Source organism: Bacillus sp. ISL-77 (assembly GCF_018613105.1).
Genome location: NZ_JAGGQY010000018.1, coordinates 152,063 through 166,843, shown reverse-complemented (window position 1 = coordinate 166,843; position 14,781 = coordinate 152,063). Strand labels below are relative to the sequence as shown.

Sequence of the window (14,781 nt, the reverse complement as noted above, 5' to 3'; positions counted from 1 at the left end):
TCAATGGAGCAGCAAAAAGTAATTGTCTTTCTTCCAGCTTTCAATGAGGAAGAGTCGATTGCCCAAGTCATTCAAAAAATACCAAGAGATTTCGATCCAAAGGTGAAGGTAGAGGTTTTAGTGATAAATGATGGCTCTAATGATCGAACGGTCGAGCAGTCCTGGAAAGCAGGGGCAGATTATGTCCATACCTTTGGTAAAAACCTTGGATTAGGTGCTGCTGTTCGTAAAGGGCTGGAGCTTTGTGTTTTAAATGGAGCAGATATTGGTGTCATGATTGATGCTGATAATGAATACCCTGCTGATCAGATTCCTGATATTGTCAAACCCATCTTAATGGGAACAGCTGATTATGTAATGGGTTCCCGTTTCCTTGGAACGATTGAAGGAATGCGGTGGAACAGGAGAATTGGGAATTATTGTTTTACGTTTCTACAAGCTCTTATACTAAGAAAATGGATTTATGATGGACAGTCTGGGATGAGAGCTTTTTCTAGACAAGCTATGGAAGAAGCTGAAATTGTTCATGATTACAATTATGCACAAGTTGTCACGCTGAATCTCATTAGAAAAGGTTTTCGGATGAAAGAAGTCCCAATTCGATATCAGGTCCGTAAAGCAGGGGAATCATTTATCAAGTTTCGTAGTTATATGACATCGGTCTTACCTGCCATTTTAAAAGAAATGAGAAGGCCAGTGAAAAAGGTGATCCATAATAGGACAACATCTGGTGCAAGAGACAGGGAATTACACCTTTTGAAAGCAAGGGAGATTAATAAGTAAGATAAATATGATAAATATGTGACATTCTAAATCCTTGCATTGACAGCGAGGATGATAATCATTATCATTATCCATGTAGGAGGGAAATTCTTAATGAAGAAATTTTTTGGATTATTTTTTACTTTCGCATTAATTTTTTACAGCATTCCTTTAAGTAGTGCGTTTGCCTATTCCTATGGTGATCCGAATGAGGAGAAGGTAGCTGAGGTGTACAAAGAAATGGTAGTGAAGCTTGATGAGAATCCTCCCAATTACAATTCCGCCAAAAAAAACTTTGAAACTGTTAAAGAAGAGATTGATATGCATATGGGCCAAGAGCCTGCTAAGCTAATTCTGAGTAACCTTAAAGATAAGGACAAGGAAGCCACCATTAACAATATGGAAAAACTACTGGTTTTAAATATTGCGAGGCGTTTAGAGAGTATTGAAAAGGACTTTGCTGAATATGACACAACGAAAAGACTCCTAGCTAAAGCCTTTGCTACATACGATGCGTTGTCTCCTAAAGTGGAAGCTGAAAAACCTGAGAATGATAAGAAAATCAGAACGGATTTTGATCAGGCCCTTGAAGCATTGGGGAATCCCGGACTGTTTGGAGTCGGGAAAAAAGAAGCGAATCTAGACGCATTTAAGGAAAATAAAGACGAGATTTTAAACTCATTAAAAACTGAATTCAACATAAAAAGTCTTGAAGTCGGGCATTTTTCTGAAAGTGCTACAGAATCTGGGACTGTAAAAAAAGACTGGACGGATATTTCGAATATCCGAAACTGGGTACCGCTTGTATTAATCGCAGGTATAATAATAGCGGTAATCATAGTTGTTATCCGCAGAAGAAGAAAATAGAAATTAGGAAACATCACCATTGGGGAGGGACTCGGCTGTGGAAATTCAAGCTCTATTAATCACATTCCGTGAAGTGTTAGAGGCGTTATTGATTGTTGGCATAATAACTACCTATCTAAAAAGAGTGGACCATAAGCAGTACAATAAATATGTTTGGTTAGGAGCAGGTCTTGCCATATTAGCAAGTGTCGGGGTTGCCCTCCTATTCCAAATTGTTTTTACAGGATTCGCTGCAATGGGAAGCGAAATGTATTTGAAAATAGGAATTATGCTCGTTTCGACCGTATTATTAACCCAAATGGTTTTCTGGATGGCAAGCCACAGCCGTGATTTAAAAGGAAATATGGAAGGGAAAATGAATAAATTCATTTCCACAGGTAACGTTGTTGGAATGGTAATCCATTCTTTTCTAGTCGTCCTTCGTGAGGGGGTAGAAACCGTATTCTTTTTTGCTGCAATTACAGGTGGAAACATCGGCGCAGCTATGCAGGGATGGGGCGCGATTACTGGTGTGGTGATCGCGATTATTGTCTCTTATTTGTTCTTTAAAGGAACGATGAGGATTCCTTTGAGCACTTTCTTCAAGTTAACCGGTGCTTTTATTATTCTTATATCTGCTGGACTACTAGTACAAGCGATTTCCATGATGCAGGACCTTAATATCATTGGCAGTGTACTTCCACATGTGTATGATCTTACATGGTTCCTGCCAGAGCATCCGATTGATTACACACATTACCTTCGTGATACTGGTTCGGCTCCGATATTATCCGGGGATATTGGAATATTTCTAAAAGCGCTGTTCGGCTATTCTTCCATGCCTTCTATTGAAGAAATATTGGCTTATATCGGATACTTTGTCGCAATTTTATTGCTTACCTCTTCCAAACCTGCAGGAAGCAAGCAAACAAATAAAACTAATTCAAAGACAACTAAAATTCTTGAGACACAAGTGAAATGAATTTTTGAACATTTAAAGTACAAGGCCGATGCCTTGTACTTTTTCTCTAGATCAGGTGGTGGATATTTATTGTTCAAAAGTGATTTAAAAGATCCCTTTTTATTAGTGATAAGTGTTGCAGCTATAATTATTGTTTTTATATCTCAACTGTATTTTATTAATCCATATACCTCCTCGTGGGATCAGGTAGATTTTGCACTGGCCGTGAAGCGCTATGATTTAATGGCTATGCAGCCGCACTTCCCTGGATATCCCTTTTTTATTTTAGGAGGTAAATTCATTCATCTGTTTGTGATGGACCCATCAAAAGCATTAACGATTTTTAATGTCTTTTGTTATGCTAGTTCTGTTTTTCCCATTTATAAGTTGTCCAGGAGATTCATACAGAGATCATTTGCTAGTTTATCTACAGCACTTATTTATTCAGCAAGCTACAGTGTTATTATCGTTAATCAGCCGATGTCAGAAGGAGCGGCACTGGCAGCATTTTGGTGGTATTTATGGAGCCTTCTTTTTGCTTTAAACATAAAAAATTCAAGAGCGATTTTAATACCATTAGGTTTTTTGAGTCTTATGCTAGGAATTCGCCTTTCCTACTTGCCCTTTGCAATCGGTATAATCTTTCTGTTTTATTGGAAAGTAAAAAAAGATGGATTAAAAATGAAAGAGATCATATTATACTTGATCTCGGGAGTCATCTTTCAAGCAATATGGGTAATTGGTCTTGTCATTTCTGAGGGAAGTATAATCGGTTTTATTAAGCTTTCTTTAGCGTTTACCAGCGGTCATTTCAATGATTGGGGAGGAACGGTAGAGGCAGCTGATATTGGTTTTTTTGATAGATTTATCATTTTTTCCTCAAAGAACATCCTATGGACAGGGATTGCAACTGAATCAGTGCTTAGTGCTGTCATTGATATTTTCCTTCTCATTTATATATTTTTTAGGGCGTTCAAAAAAACAAAAAAAAGATGGCCATTTATGAACCTTCTATATATATTGTTTAGCAGTTATTTTGGTTGGGCACTATTGGCTCAAAATGTAGAAAAAGCAAGGCATGCGCTCCCGCTTGCGGTCTTATTGATATTTTTCCTTTGTATTCGTCTTTTTTCAGAAAGAATCCCTTTTTTAGTCGTGGGACTCAGCATTTTCGTCCTAGGCCATCAGGTAAATCAAAATGTAACCCTATTAGCGACGGAAGCTAAAGAACCTCCAGCTGTTTATAAAATGAATGCATTTATTGAGAAAATGAATGAACCTGTTATACTCTACACATGGGAAGAAACGAGGGTGTTACAGTATTTAGAGGTTCCATATACACACAAAAGGATAGAAACTTATCAATATTTCCGGTATGATGCGAAATATTTCCAAGACAGGACCGTACTACTTACAGATAAAGTGATTCAAGGATTTAGGTCACAAGGTATTTTAATAGATGGGAAAATCAAAAAGATAGCAACTTTTCATTCCAACGGGCTTTTTGATCCAGTTTATCATGAAATAATTTTATATAAATGGATGGAGAAATGAACTGAGTAGTAATTAATAAGAAATACTCAATATGGAAAGGAAAATCTTCATTGAAAAAAATAGCCATTGCTGGAACAGGATACGTTGGACTAGTTACAGGGGTTTGTTTAGCAGACATCGGCAATGATGTGATTTGCGTAGACCAGGACCATCATAAAATAAGTACATTAAACAATGGGTATCCTCCAATTTATGAGCCAGGATTAAATGAACTGATGTTGAAAAATATGGAGGAGGGGCGGTTACGGTTTACAACTAGCCCTTCTATTGGCTTTAAATCGGCTGAAATCATCATGATAACAGTAGGAACTCCTCAAAATGAAAATGGCTCCCTTGATTTACAATATATTGAACAGATTTCTAAAGAAATTGGCAGGTCAATAAAGCGAAATAACGTCATTGTCGTTACAAAAAGTACGGTACCAGTAGGAACAAATGCAAAAATTAAAAATTGGATTCAATCCGAAATGCAAACAAGTCTTAAATTTCAAATCGTTTCCAATCCTGAATTTATCAGCCAAGGGTCGGCAATTTATGATACTTTTCACGGGGATCGGATAATTATTGGATCTGATAGTAAGGAAGCCCTCCATTCGTTGGAAGAATTATATCAGCCGTTTGGTATTCCCATTTTTAAAACGGATACGAATAGTGCTGAATTAATAAAAGTAGCATCAAATTCATTCTTAGCTTTAAAAATTAGTTACGTAAATGCACTCGCAAGTATTTGTGAACATGTTGGCGGAAATATTGAAGACGTATCATTTGGAATGGGAATGGATTCAAGGATCGGATCATCATTTCTTAAGGCTGGAGTAGGTTTTGGCGGCTCATGCCTGCCGAAAGATACCCACGCACTAGTTCAAATGGGTAATGATGCGGGAGAAGCTTTTAACCTCATTGAGGAGGTTATTGAAGTTAATAAAAGACAGGAACTTAAACTAGTGGAAATGGCCCTGAACCGATTTCAAAGTTTACGTGGAAAAAAAGTTGCATTACTGGGGCTTTCATTTAAACCTGATACAGACGATATCAGGGAGGCTGTTTCGATTAAGTTAGCAAAGCGTCTAGTTCATGAAGGGGCGATAGTAATTGCCTATGATCCCGTCTCAATTCCAAATGTGAAAAAGGTTTTAGGAAAGCTAATTTCTTATGCAGATACGGTCGAGCAAGCTCTTATGGATGCTGACCTTACGTTTATTGTAACTGAGTGGGATGAAATTAAAAATGTTCCATTAAACCTCTTCCATGAGTTAATGAAAGAACCCGTTATCTTTGACGGGAGAAATTGCTTTCAATTAGAATCTATAAAAAATTATCCAGTTGAATATTATTCAATTGGCAGACCTAATATAATTGGAGAGATAAACACGGTGCTACACAACAAAGGCAGCTAGTCGGAATAGCTGCCTTTGTTATTAAAATAATAAATTACTTTGTACATTCTTTGCAGGTTTGAATAGTTCATTGTAGTTGTCATACACTCGGGGGACTCTTTTACCAATTAAACAAACAACCTCATAATTGATGGTGCCCATTAAATGGGCAATTTCGTCCACGGACTGAAATGAAGAGCAGCTTTCTCCAAATATGGTGACTACATCACCAACAGAACAATTTTGTATATCCGTAATATCGATCATCGTTTGATCCATGCACACCCTTCCTGCAATAGCAGATTTTTGCCCATGGATTAAGACCTTCCCACGGTTTGATAGTAGACGGGAAAGTCCGTCAGCGTATCCAAGCGGAAGGGTAGCGATAAGACTTACTCTTTCCGGCTTCCAAGTCCACCCGTAGCTGATTGCTTGTAAAGCTGCTACTTTTTTTATAGCTGCAATTTTCGTTTTGAAGGTCATGGCCTGCTTTAGCTGGATGGAGTGGTTTTTTAACGAAGCATCTGGATATAACCCATACAAGGAAACTCCAATTCGAACCATGTCTAGATGCATTTCTGGAAATTTCATTGTTGCAGCACTGTTGCAACAATGTTTTATAGGTATATAAATATAGTTGTTTTCCAAATATTTTACTATTGATTGAAATTTATTAAACTGTGCATATGTAAGGTCACTGTTTTCACTATCTGCATTAGCAAAATGAGTAAATACCCCTTCAAGACAAACATTTTTTGCTTTCATTGCCTTCTTAGCAAGAATAAGTACATCATCACTGGAAGTAACGCCAATCCTGGACATACCAGTATCAATTTTCAAATGAATAGAAGCAGTTTTGCTTAAGCTATCCGCTTGGACAATGACTTCATCCAATACTTCATGGTCAAAGACTGTTAGCGTGATATTTTCTAAAATGGCAGCCTTAATCGAACGTGTCGGAGTATACCCGAGTACGAGAATGGGATGTGTGATCCCAGACAGTCTAAGTTTGATGGCCTCATCTACAAGAGCAACTGCTAAATAATCTGCACCAGCATCAATCGCTGTTTTTGCAATTTCAATGGCCCCGTGTCCGTATCCATCTGCTTTAACCACTGCCATGATTTTTGCATGTGGGTGAACAAACTGCCTAAACTGTAGATAATTATTTTTAATATGGTCTAGTGAAATTTCAGCCCATGTATCGCGGTAACTCAATTGATTCATGTAAACCATCCCCTTTAATCAAAAATCCCCTCAAGAGTTTCTTGAGGGGAATAACTACAATTAAATCGTAGCTAGTTCTTTTTCTAATGCCTTTTCGACTGTTACATAATCAAACCCTAGATCTTTTGCTACTGCTTCATAAGTGATTTCTCCGTTGGCAACGTTAACGCCAAGATATAATGCAGCATTTTCAGAAATGGCTTTGAAAACCCCTTTATTTGCGATTTGCAATGCATATGGAACTGTAACATTGGTTAGTGCGATTGTTGAAGTTCTTGGAACTGCGCCAGGCATATTTGCAACAGAGTAGTGTACAACACCGTGTTTGATAAAGGTTGGATTGTCATGTGTTGTCACATGGTCGATTGTTTCAACAATTCCACCTTGGTCTATCGCAACATCGACGATCACTGAACCTGGTTTCATTGATTTAACCATTTCTTCTGTAATTAGCTTAGGAGCCTTTGCACCAGGGATTAATACTGCACCGATAAGAAGGTCAGCCTCTGCCACTGCTTCAGCAATATTGAAAGGATTAGACATTAATGTTTTGATTTGATTTCCAAAAATATCGTCTAACTGACGGAGACGGTCAGCACTTAGGTCAATAATTGTTACGTCAGCACCTAACCCGATAGCCATTTTAGCTGCATTGGTTCCAACAATCCCACCACCAACAATGGTAACTTTTCCACGGTTAACTCCTGGGACACCAGCAAGGAGAATTCCAAGACCACCATTATTTTTTTGTAAGAACTGTGCGCCAATTTGAGCAGCCATGCGTCCAGCTACTTCACTCATTGGTGTAAGCAGTGGAAGAGTCCTGTTTACAGAAACTGTTTCATAAGCAACTGCGATAACACCTTTTTCTTTAAGAGCTTTTGCTAACTCTGGCTCAGCTGCAAGGTGTAAGTAAGTAAATAAAATTAAACCTTGGCGGAAGTACTTATATTCACTTGAAAGAGGCTCTTTCACTTTCATAATCATATCTGCTTTTGTCCATACCTGTTCAGCGCTATCTATAATCTCAGCACCAGCTTTAGCATAATCGTCGTTAGTGAAACCGCTTCCAATTCCAGCGTCCTTTTCCATAAACACAGTGTGGCCGGCATTTAGGAATGATACAACACCTGCTGGAGTTAGTGCTACACGATTTTCATTATTTTTAATTTCTTTAGGTACACCTATAAACATAATCTTATTTCCTCCCCTAGTTACATTAAATTGTTTTGCTATGGCTAAAGTATAGAATGTTTGCCAGAGAATTTCTTTGTTTAGAAAAGAGAAAGATTTTCATTCTTTTTGGGGATTTTCACAAAAAGTTCAAATCCCCTGATATTTTTCCAGTTTTAAATCTAGGTAGAGTATCATTTTTTGGTTAGGATCCTTGAAATTTACATCACCAATTTCGGTGATTCGTTTAAGCCGATAATTTAATGTGTTAGCATGGACATTTAATTCCTTGGCTGCATCATTAATGTTGTTATCTTTATTTAAGAAAACCTCTAATGTTTCAATTAAATTGCTGTTGTGTTTTTGGTCATATTCATGAAGCAGTTTTAAGGAATAATTTTCATATTCTTCGGTTTGTCTTTTTTCTAAAATAAGATCAAAAATTTGATATATTCCTAGTTTTTGATAATTAAAAATGTCCTTTGTTTCAATTGGGAATTTTTCTTTAATTGATAAAACCGCCAATGTTTCCTTATATGCTTTGTTTGTTTTTTGATAATCCTCTTTAATACTGCTATATCCTGGTTTGATCTCCTTAATTCCATATCTTTCACTCATTTGCAGGACAAAGAATTTCGCAAATTGATCAAGTTCATTGAAAGGGTTTTCAATATTAGTAACTGATACCAATAGAATTAGTTGATTGCAGTCTATTGTATAAAGAGTAATTTTTATTCGTTGATTTGTTTTCAAAAGATATGAGATGGATTGCTCTACTTTGTTCGTGATATTATCATGGAACTGAAAAACAAGAACCGCATAAGAGGTCGGCGGTGTAAGTTGTAATGAATGGAAATGTTCGAAAATTTCCTCTTTTGCTTTCAGATGACCTGTTAATAGCTTCCAAAAGAATTCTTGTGAACGCTCTTCCTTTTTGTTCTTTCTCGTCTGGAGCTGTAATAGTTTATTTTTTGCGGAATCCGCTGCTTTTTTTAAAAGGATGAAATCATCAGCCGTTAATGTTTTATCAATTTCTATTGCCCAAATAAATCCGATCACTTGATCCTGCTTCCAAATAGAGATGGCGACTCTATGGTTAAGCCCTATATCATTCATGTTTTTCACACGGATAGGCTCTTGGGTCTTTAGTAAAGCAGGAATCGTTCCTTCTTTCCATAATTGATTAATGACTTTTTCCGGTACTCTCCGGCCTATGATGGTAGAAATTCTTGCTGGATCTGTACGTTCATCATGAGTACTATAGGCAAGTAGGCGGTGGTTTGCATCCTCAATTGTAATAGGGCACATTAGTACCTGACTAATAAGGTCGGCAAATTCATCTAAGCTATCAAAGGCAGTCTTAAATGGGTCATGTAGTCTAGTATTCAAAATGATTACCCCCGGATTAATATATAATGACATATGGTAGTCTTGTTCAGTTCATAAAATGCCTTTGTTTAATTTTACAAAAAATATAAAATAATTTCATGTATTTTAACAAAATAAATAATATGCAATAATGTTAAAATGATTTTGAGTAATCCCAAAAGAGTTAATATTTTAATAATTACTCTTTTGAAAGCGTTATCATTAGAAGAAAAGGAGGAATTAGTAATAAAAAGCTTAAAAGTGAAGTCTAATATTGCTATATTAATAAAGAGAAGAAATTATTTCATTAGGATGAGAGAATTTTGAAGTTTATTCATAAAGGGGGATTTATATGAGTAAAAACACTCATGGGAAAGAGCTGCATCGTGGTTTAGAAGAAAGGCATATCACCTTGATGTCTTTAGGGGCAGCCATCGGGGTGGGACTATTTCTTGGTTCTGCGACAGCCATTAAAATGGCGGGACCAGGTATTTTGTTTGGATATGCGGTTGCTGGATTAATTATGTTTTTTATTATGCGTGCACTGGGAGAAATGGCGATTCAAAAACCGGTTGCAGGTTCTTTTAGTAAATATGCACGTGATTATTTAGGACCACTTGCTGGATACATAACAGGTTGGAATTACTGGTTTTTATGGGTCGTTACCTGTATGGCAGAGATTACAGCTGTAGGAATTTACATGGAGTATTGGTATCCGGATGTTCCACGGTGGATCTGGGCACTCACCGCACTGGTGGTTATGGCGACTGTCAATTTCCTTGCGGTAAAAGCGTATGGTGAATTAGAATTTTGGTTTGCGCTAATTAAAATTGTTACGATTATTGCGATGATTGCCATCGGTATTGGAATGATTTTCTTTGGTATTGGCAACGGTGGTATTGCTACTGGAATTAAGAATTTATGGGATCATGGCGGGTTATTCCCTAATGGGATTAAAGGTGTTTTATTATCATTACAAATGGTTATGTTTGCTTATCTAGGGATAGAAATGATTGGGGTTACAGCAGGTGAGGTTAAAAACCCTGAAAAATCCCTTGCAAGAGCAATAGATTCTGTATTCTGGCGTATTCTTATTTTTTACGTGGGTGCTTTATTTGTCATTATGTCTATCTATCCATGGGAGGATATTGGTACAAAAGGAAGCCCATTTGTATTAACCTTTGAACAAATTGGAATACCAGGAGCAGCAGGTATTATTAACTTTGTCGTATTAACAGCAGCACTTTCGTCCTGTAACAGTGGGATTTTTAGTACGGCACGGATGTTATTTAACCTTGCTCAGCATGGTGAGGCACCACAAAATTTTGCGAAAGTAACAAAAAGTGGGGTTCCAGGGATTGCAGTAGTAGCTTCTGCCGGTGCGCTATTGATTGGCGTCGTCTTAAATTATATTGTTCCTGCAAAAGTTTTTACATGGGTTACTAGTATTGCGACCTTTGGTGCGATCTGGACGTGGGGAGTCATTCTTTTATCGCAAATTCGCTATCGTAAGACCTTAAAGCCGACTGAGACGAAAGCTTTAAAATATAAGATGCCACTTTTCCCATTTACTTCATATATTTCATTAGCCTTCTTAGCTTTTGTCATTGGGTTAATGGTTTATAATCCGGATACAAGGATTGCATTAGTAATTGGACCGTTATTCCTAGTATTCTTGGTTGCTGTTTATTATGCAAAAGGATTTCATAAACGAGATTCCATCAAAAATAATGTTGAAGAACGAGTTAGTTAATAAACTATGTGAAATAGGATTAGGAAGAAGCAGTGGGGCAACCCACTGCTTATTTGTTGGAATTATTCATGTGCAGTATTACGTTCTACCGCTTCAATGTGCTGTTTTGCCCGATAGATGGATGGGGATTTTTGCGATTCCACATACTAACATTGTCAATTAAAGGAGGTAATGGTTTTGTTGGTGAGGAGAATAACTGTCCTGATAATGGCCATTGTTTTAACACTTTCATTTTATAAAGTTGTTGCAAATGCAGAAACAACGGCAAACTTGTCTGAACAAAATACGATGTCGGTACTTTGGTTTCAAAGCGCCGGGGAAGCAAAAGGGTTATATTATCAAGGCTATAACATTGGAAGGATGAGATTGGACGAAATCATGAATAAAGAAAGGGGAAAAAATAACCTAAAGCCAGCAATTGTCCTTGATATCGATGAGACCATTTTAAATAACAGCCCACACCAAGCTAGGTATGTAATTGCCGGAAGAAAAATTCCTTTTAATTGGAATGAATGGTTCAATCGATCTAAAGCAAAACCACTTCCAGGTGCAATTGAGTTTTTGCATTATGCAAATTCTTTAGGTGTAGAGATTTATTACATTTCCAACCGTTATGAATCACAAAAAGCTGCAGCTATTAAAAATTTACAGAGTGTAGGTGCACCCCAAGCTGATTCAGACCATGTATTATTACTGCAGCCTGGTGAAATTGGGAAAGAAACGCGCCGCAGGCTAGTAGGGAGAACACATGAAATACTTCTATTATTTGGCGATAACCTTGGAGATTTCAGTGGTTTTGATGTGTTATCAGTTTCAGAAAGAAATCAAGCAGTGGACAGATATAGAGAGGAATTCGGTAAAAAGCTGATTCTGTTTCCAAACCCAATGTATGGTGATTGGGAATGCGCCATTTATAATTATGATTACAAAAAATCTGATGAAGAAAAAGCCAAACTAAGAAAGAAATTCTTGGAAACATACCGGTAGAATAAAAAAGACGCCAGAGAAGGCGTCTTTTGTCTGGACGAAATAAAAATAAATAATATCATAGACAACTTGAGCAACTCAATTCCTTACATTTTTAAGGATATTGATTGCAAAGACAATGATACCTAATACCATTAAGGTTCCACCTGTAGCTACTGCAGGCGCGGCACTTTCCGTTCCGGTTACTAAAAAAGCGAGTCCAATCATCATAATGGGAAGAGAAATATTATGAAGCCAAAAGTGAACCTTTGCGAGTGTTGTTTCCGCAGCACCTGGAAAACCAACATAGATGAGACCAGCGACAGCCATAGTCAGCCAACCTAATAAATTAATATGGGCATGAACCGGTGTGAAGTCGAAACTTTCCGTCATTGACATATACATACCCATGCAAACCCCAATGACAAAATACACAACAGAAATTTTAATCAACCTAATTGCCATTTTCCCGCCTCCTCTTTTAAACCTAAAAGATATGACTACAGTACTAATTATGTTGAAATACTCTGAAAAATAACTTTGATTTCAAGAGGACAAAGCAAGAATTTCATGGACGAAAATAAGCCACCAATAAATGGTAGCTTTTTTGCAAAGCATTAAAAAAGTGCTTTAATACCTACTAAAACAATCCCTATTAAAAATCCACATACTGCACCATTGACACGGATCCATTGAAGGTCTTTTCCAACGTTAGTTTCAACCATATCGATAAGTGTTTTATCATCTAGTTTTTCTAAATTTTCTTTAACAAGCATTCCTATTTTTGAATGATTTTTATCAATAAAACTAAAAATATGATTTTTAATCCAAGCTTCAATAACGTTCACTTTTTCTGGATTTAATTCGATACCTTCTAAACCCTTTTTAATTAAAGGGAGGAGATAATCATCATAAAAGGCAGGTTTTTCGACAAAGTCATAAGCTTTTTGCTGGATCTGACTTAATAAATCAGTAATTTGTTCTTGCAACTCCCATTTATCTACTAACTGGGATTTAAAGTTATTAAGTTCTTCATAAATCTTTTCATCACTTTTTATGGATTGCAGCTTTTTATTCATATGAATCATTAAGGTATGTCTATTTTGATTTAAGGGGTCACTATAGCTGGCTACACCTTTTAGAATAAGACTTTGGATAATGTTCCCTAGCTTTTCTTCATTAACAAGGTTGCTAAATGACTTTAAGGCAAATTGCATAAAACCATCTGCCTTAATATTTTCCACCGCATCTACAGCCAACCCACCAAGTTTGTATTTTGTACTTTCTTTCCTGGCCCATTCATCAATTTCTTTTAGGATATAATCTAGTACTTTTTCATCATATTTTCTAATACTAATCTGATCGATAAGCAAGGGGAGATAATTCTTGCTATCCAAATCGTTGATTCGTAATTTTAGTTCTTTTTCTAGAAGCGGAGCAAATTTTTTTATATCAAATATTTTTATCAAATGTTTAGAAATCATTAGGAAAGACTTTTGAACGGCTTGTGATGGTAATTCATTATAGATGATCTCAAATAGTTTTTTAGTAAAATTGATGGTGTCTATTTTTTTTCGAATACTCTCTTTTGTTAGCCAATCATTTTCTAACATTGATATGATTCCAGCAATAATTCTGTTACGATTTTTGGGAAGAAGAGCAGTATGTGGAATAGGAATTCCTAGTGGATGACGGAATAATGCGGTTACCGCAAACCAGTCAGCCAGTCCCCCTACCAGACCGGCTTCAAATCCCCCTTGTAGGATGCTCCCCCAGATTGAATTCTGTATCGGAATAGTGGCTAAAAAGCCGATTCCCATCACAGCAAGAAAAATTGTCGCTAAATGCCGTGTTTTATTCTTACGATTTAACATCATGAAACCCCTCGTTTTTTGAGTATATTATTGTCTAATGCTATTATCTCAATTTTACAGAAAAAAAAGCAAAAAAAATTACTTATTATTGACTTATTTGTTAAAGCACCGAATAGAAAAAAATTTTAAAAAAACTTTTTGTAACCCTTTTATACTTTTCTCGTCTAAATTTATGTTGTAAAAGGAAGATGCCAAGCCTGAGGAATTACCAACTGCTGAAGATAAGGCAAAAGCGAGTGAAGCTGCTGCGGCTGTTTAGAGCATGGTGAATACAAATTTAATATTGATCTGATCATTAAAGATGCATTGCAGGCAGTGAAAGAAACGAAAAAGGGGCACTTTGTAAATCTAGTGACAGCTGAAACGTTTGGAAATCCTGTTGATTATATACAGCCTCTACTAGAGGAGTTGTATCCTGATCAAGTAAAGATTAAATTCATTGATCAGTGTGGATGCGGTGGATATGTATTAAGGGTTTGGAAAAGTTAATTTTTTAAGTCCATTTATTCTACCGTACAAGTGTTGCTGATATTGTAACATATATATAGTGAAAATAATGTTACGATTAAGGCAAGAAAAAAGGGGGTTTTACAATGGTGAAGGAGTTCGATAAATTAACAGAAAATGATAATGACATTAAAAGCTTAATTCAAACATTCAATGAAACACTAGATAATATTGAAAAACGACTATCAAGGCTTGAAAAGATGGATAGCATTGAACACCGTGTAGAAGTAAACCAGATTGACCTTTCCGATATTAAGGAATCACTTCAGCGGATTGAAGAATCAAACAATAGCGATATACAGCATATTAATCGACGTCTTGATTCGCATTTAGTTAAAATCGCAAAAGTTGAAGAGGATATAATAATTATTAAAACAAAATAATTATTTTTCATAAGAAAAAACCAGACCGGAA

Annotated in this window: 13 protein-coding genes and 1 pseudogene; 9 read left to right on the top strand and 5 right to left on the bottom strand. The window is 36.5% G+C overall.

Translation table 11 applies throughout. The features are described 5' to 3' along the window. Positions 1-3 precede the first annotated feature (3 nt). The 5 genes from J7E77_RS07220 (at position 4) to J7E77_RS07200 (ending at position 5,520) form a co-directional block, all read left to right on the top strand. Entirely contained in the window at positions 4-783 is a 780-nt protein-coding gene (locus J7E77_RS07220) for a glycosyltransferase family 2 protein (RefSeq protein WP_214713274.1), read from the top strand. A gap of 93 nt (positions 784-876) precedes the next feature. Continuing rightward, positions 877-1,629, top strand: a complete 753-nt coding sequence (locus J7E77_RS07215; RefSeq protein ID WP_214713273.1) for a hypothetical protein — start codon at positions 877-879, stop codon at positions 1,627-1,629. A 37-nt stretch (positions 1,630-1,666) separates the two neighbouring features. Continuing rightward, entirely contained in the window at positions 1,667-2,590 is a 924-nt protein-coding gene (locus tag J7E77_RS07210) for an FTR1 family iron permease (RefSeq protein ID WP_214713272.1), read from the top strand. Between the two features lie 69 nt (positions 2,591-2,659). Further along, complete coding sequence (locus tag J7E77_RS07205; protein ID WP_214713271.1) at positions 2,660-4,123, top strand: glycosyltransferase family protein; 1,464 nt, start codon at positions 2,660-2,662, stop codon at positions 4,121-4,123. A gap of 50 nt (positions 4,124-4,173) precedes the next feature. After that, complete coding sequence (locus tag J7E77_RS07200; RefSeq protein WP_214713270.1) at positions 4,174-5,520, top strand: UDP-glucose dehydrogenase family protein; 1,347 nt, start codon at positions 4,174-4,176, stop codon at positions 5,518-5,520. A gap of 21 nt (positions 5,521-5,541) precedes the next feature. Here J7E77_RS07200 and alr read toward each other — a convergent pair whose 3' ends face one another. The 3 genes from alr to J7E77_RS07185 all read right to left on the bottom strand — a co-directional run bounded on the left by alr (position 5,542) and on the right by J7E77_RS07185 (position 9,288). Further along, positions 5,542-6,726, bottom strand: coding sequence for an alanine racemase (alr, locus tag J7E77_RS07195; protein ID WP_214713269.1), 1,185 nt, complete (start codon positions 6,724-6,726; stop codon positions 5,542-5,544). Positions 6,727-6,786: 60 nt separating this feature from the next. Continuing rightward, positions 6,787-7,920: an alanine dehydrogenase gene (gene ald, locus J7E77_RS07190; protein ID WP_214713268.1), complete on the bottom strand. Its 1,134-nt coding sequence runs from the start codon at positions 7,918-7,920 to the stop codon at positions 6,787-6,789. Positions 7,921-8,049: 129 nt separating this feature from the next. Then, positions 8,050-9,288 carry a PucR family transcriptional regulator gene (locus J7E77_RS07185; protein ID WP_251026725.1) on the bottom strand — a complete coding sequence of 413 codons (1,239 nt, stop codon included), beginning with the start codon at positions 9,286-9,288 and terminating at the stop codon, positions 8,050-8,052. Between the two features lie 331 nt (positions 9,289-9,619). Here J7E77_RS07185 and alaP point away from each other — a divergent pair, with 331 nt between their 5' ends. Beyond that, positions 9,620-11,020 carry an alanine permease AlaP gene (alaP, locus tag J7E77_RS07180; RefSeq protein WP_214713266.1) on the top strand — a complete coding sequence of 467 codons (1,401 nt, stop codon included), beginning with the start codon at positions 9,620-9,622 and terminating at the stop codon, positions 11,018-11,020. A gap of 207 nt (positions 11,021-11,227) precedes the next feature. Beyond that, positions 11,228-12,007, top strand: coding sequence for a 5'-nucleotidase, lipoprotein e(P4) family (locus tag J7E77_RS07175; protein WP_374102956.1), 780 nt, complete (start codon positions 11,228-11,230; stop codon positions 12,005-12,007). Between the two features lie 78 nt (positions 12,008-12,085). On the opposite strand, the gene J7E77_RS07170 is transcribed toward J7E77_RS07175, so the two are convergent. Together J7E77_RS07170 and J7E77_RS07165 are read right to left on the bottom strand one after the other, a co-directional pair. Next, complete coding sequence (locus J7E77_RS07170; RefSeq protein WP_088085957.1) at positions 12,086-12,451, bottom strand: cytochrome-c oxidase; 366 nt, start codon at positions 12,449-12,451, stop codon at positions 12,086-12,088. 152 nt (positions 12,452-12,603) lie between these two features. After that, positions 12,604-13,860, bottom strand: a complete 1,257-nt coding sequence (locus tag J7E77_RS07165; RefSeq protein WP_214713264.1) for a DUF445 domain-containing protein — start codon at positions 13,858-13,860, stop codon at positions 12,604-12,606. Between the two features lie 264 nt (positions 13,861-14,124). Between J7E77_RS07165 and J7E77_RS07160 the strand changes: the two are divergent. After that, positions 14,125-14,349, top strand: a pseudogene (locus J7E77_RS07160) (CGCGG family putative rSAM-modified RiPP protein); the annotation flags it as partial. A gap of 104 nt (positions 14,350-14,453) precedes the next feature. Continuing rightward, entirely contained in the window at positions 14,454-14,750 is a 297-nt protein-coding gene (locus J7E77_RS07155) for a hypothetical protein (RefSeq protein WP_214713263.1), read from the top strand. Positions 14,751-14,781: the final 31 nt, after the last annotated feature.

Coding starts and splice junctions, on each gene's coding strand:
- alr (WP_214713269.1), bottom strand. CDS start 6,726: ATGAATCAATTGAGTTACCGCGATACATGGGCTGAAATTTCACTAGAC.
- J7E77_RS07155 (WP_214713263.1), top strand. CDS start 14,454: ATGGTGAAGGAGTTCGATAAATTAACAGAAAATGATAATGACATTAAA.
- ald (WP_214713268.1), bottom strand. CDS start 7,920: ATGTTTATAGGTGTACCTAAAGAAATTAAAAATAATGAAAATCGTGTA.
- alaP (WP_214713266.1), top strand. CDS start 9,620: ATGAGTAAAAACACTCATGGGAAAGAGCTGCATCGTGGTTTAGAAGAA.
- J7E77_RS07175 (WP_374102956.1), top strand. CDS start 11,228: ATGGCCATTGTTTTAACACTTTCATTTTATAAAGTTGTTGCAAATGCA.
- J7E77_RS07170 (WP_088085957.1), bottom strand. CDS start 12,451: ATGGCAATTAGGTTGATTAAAATTTCTGTTGTGTATTTTGTCATTGGG.
- J7E77_RS07215 (WP_214713273.1), top strand. CDS start 877: ATGAAGAAATTTTTTGGATTATTTTTTACTTTCGCATTAATTTTTTAC.
- J7E77_RS07220 (WP_214713274.1), top strand. CDS start 4: ATGGAGCAGCAAAAAGTAATTGTCTTTCTTCCAGCTTTCAATGAGGAA.
- J7E77_RS07165 (WP_214713264.1), bottom strand. CDS start 13,860: ATGTTAAATCGTAAGAATAAAACACGGCATTTAGCGACAATTTTTCTT.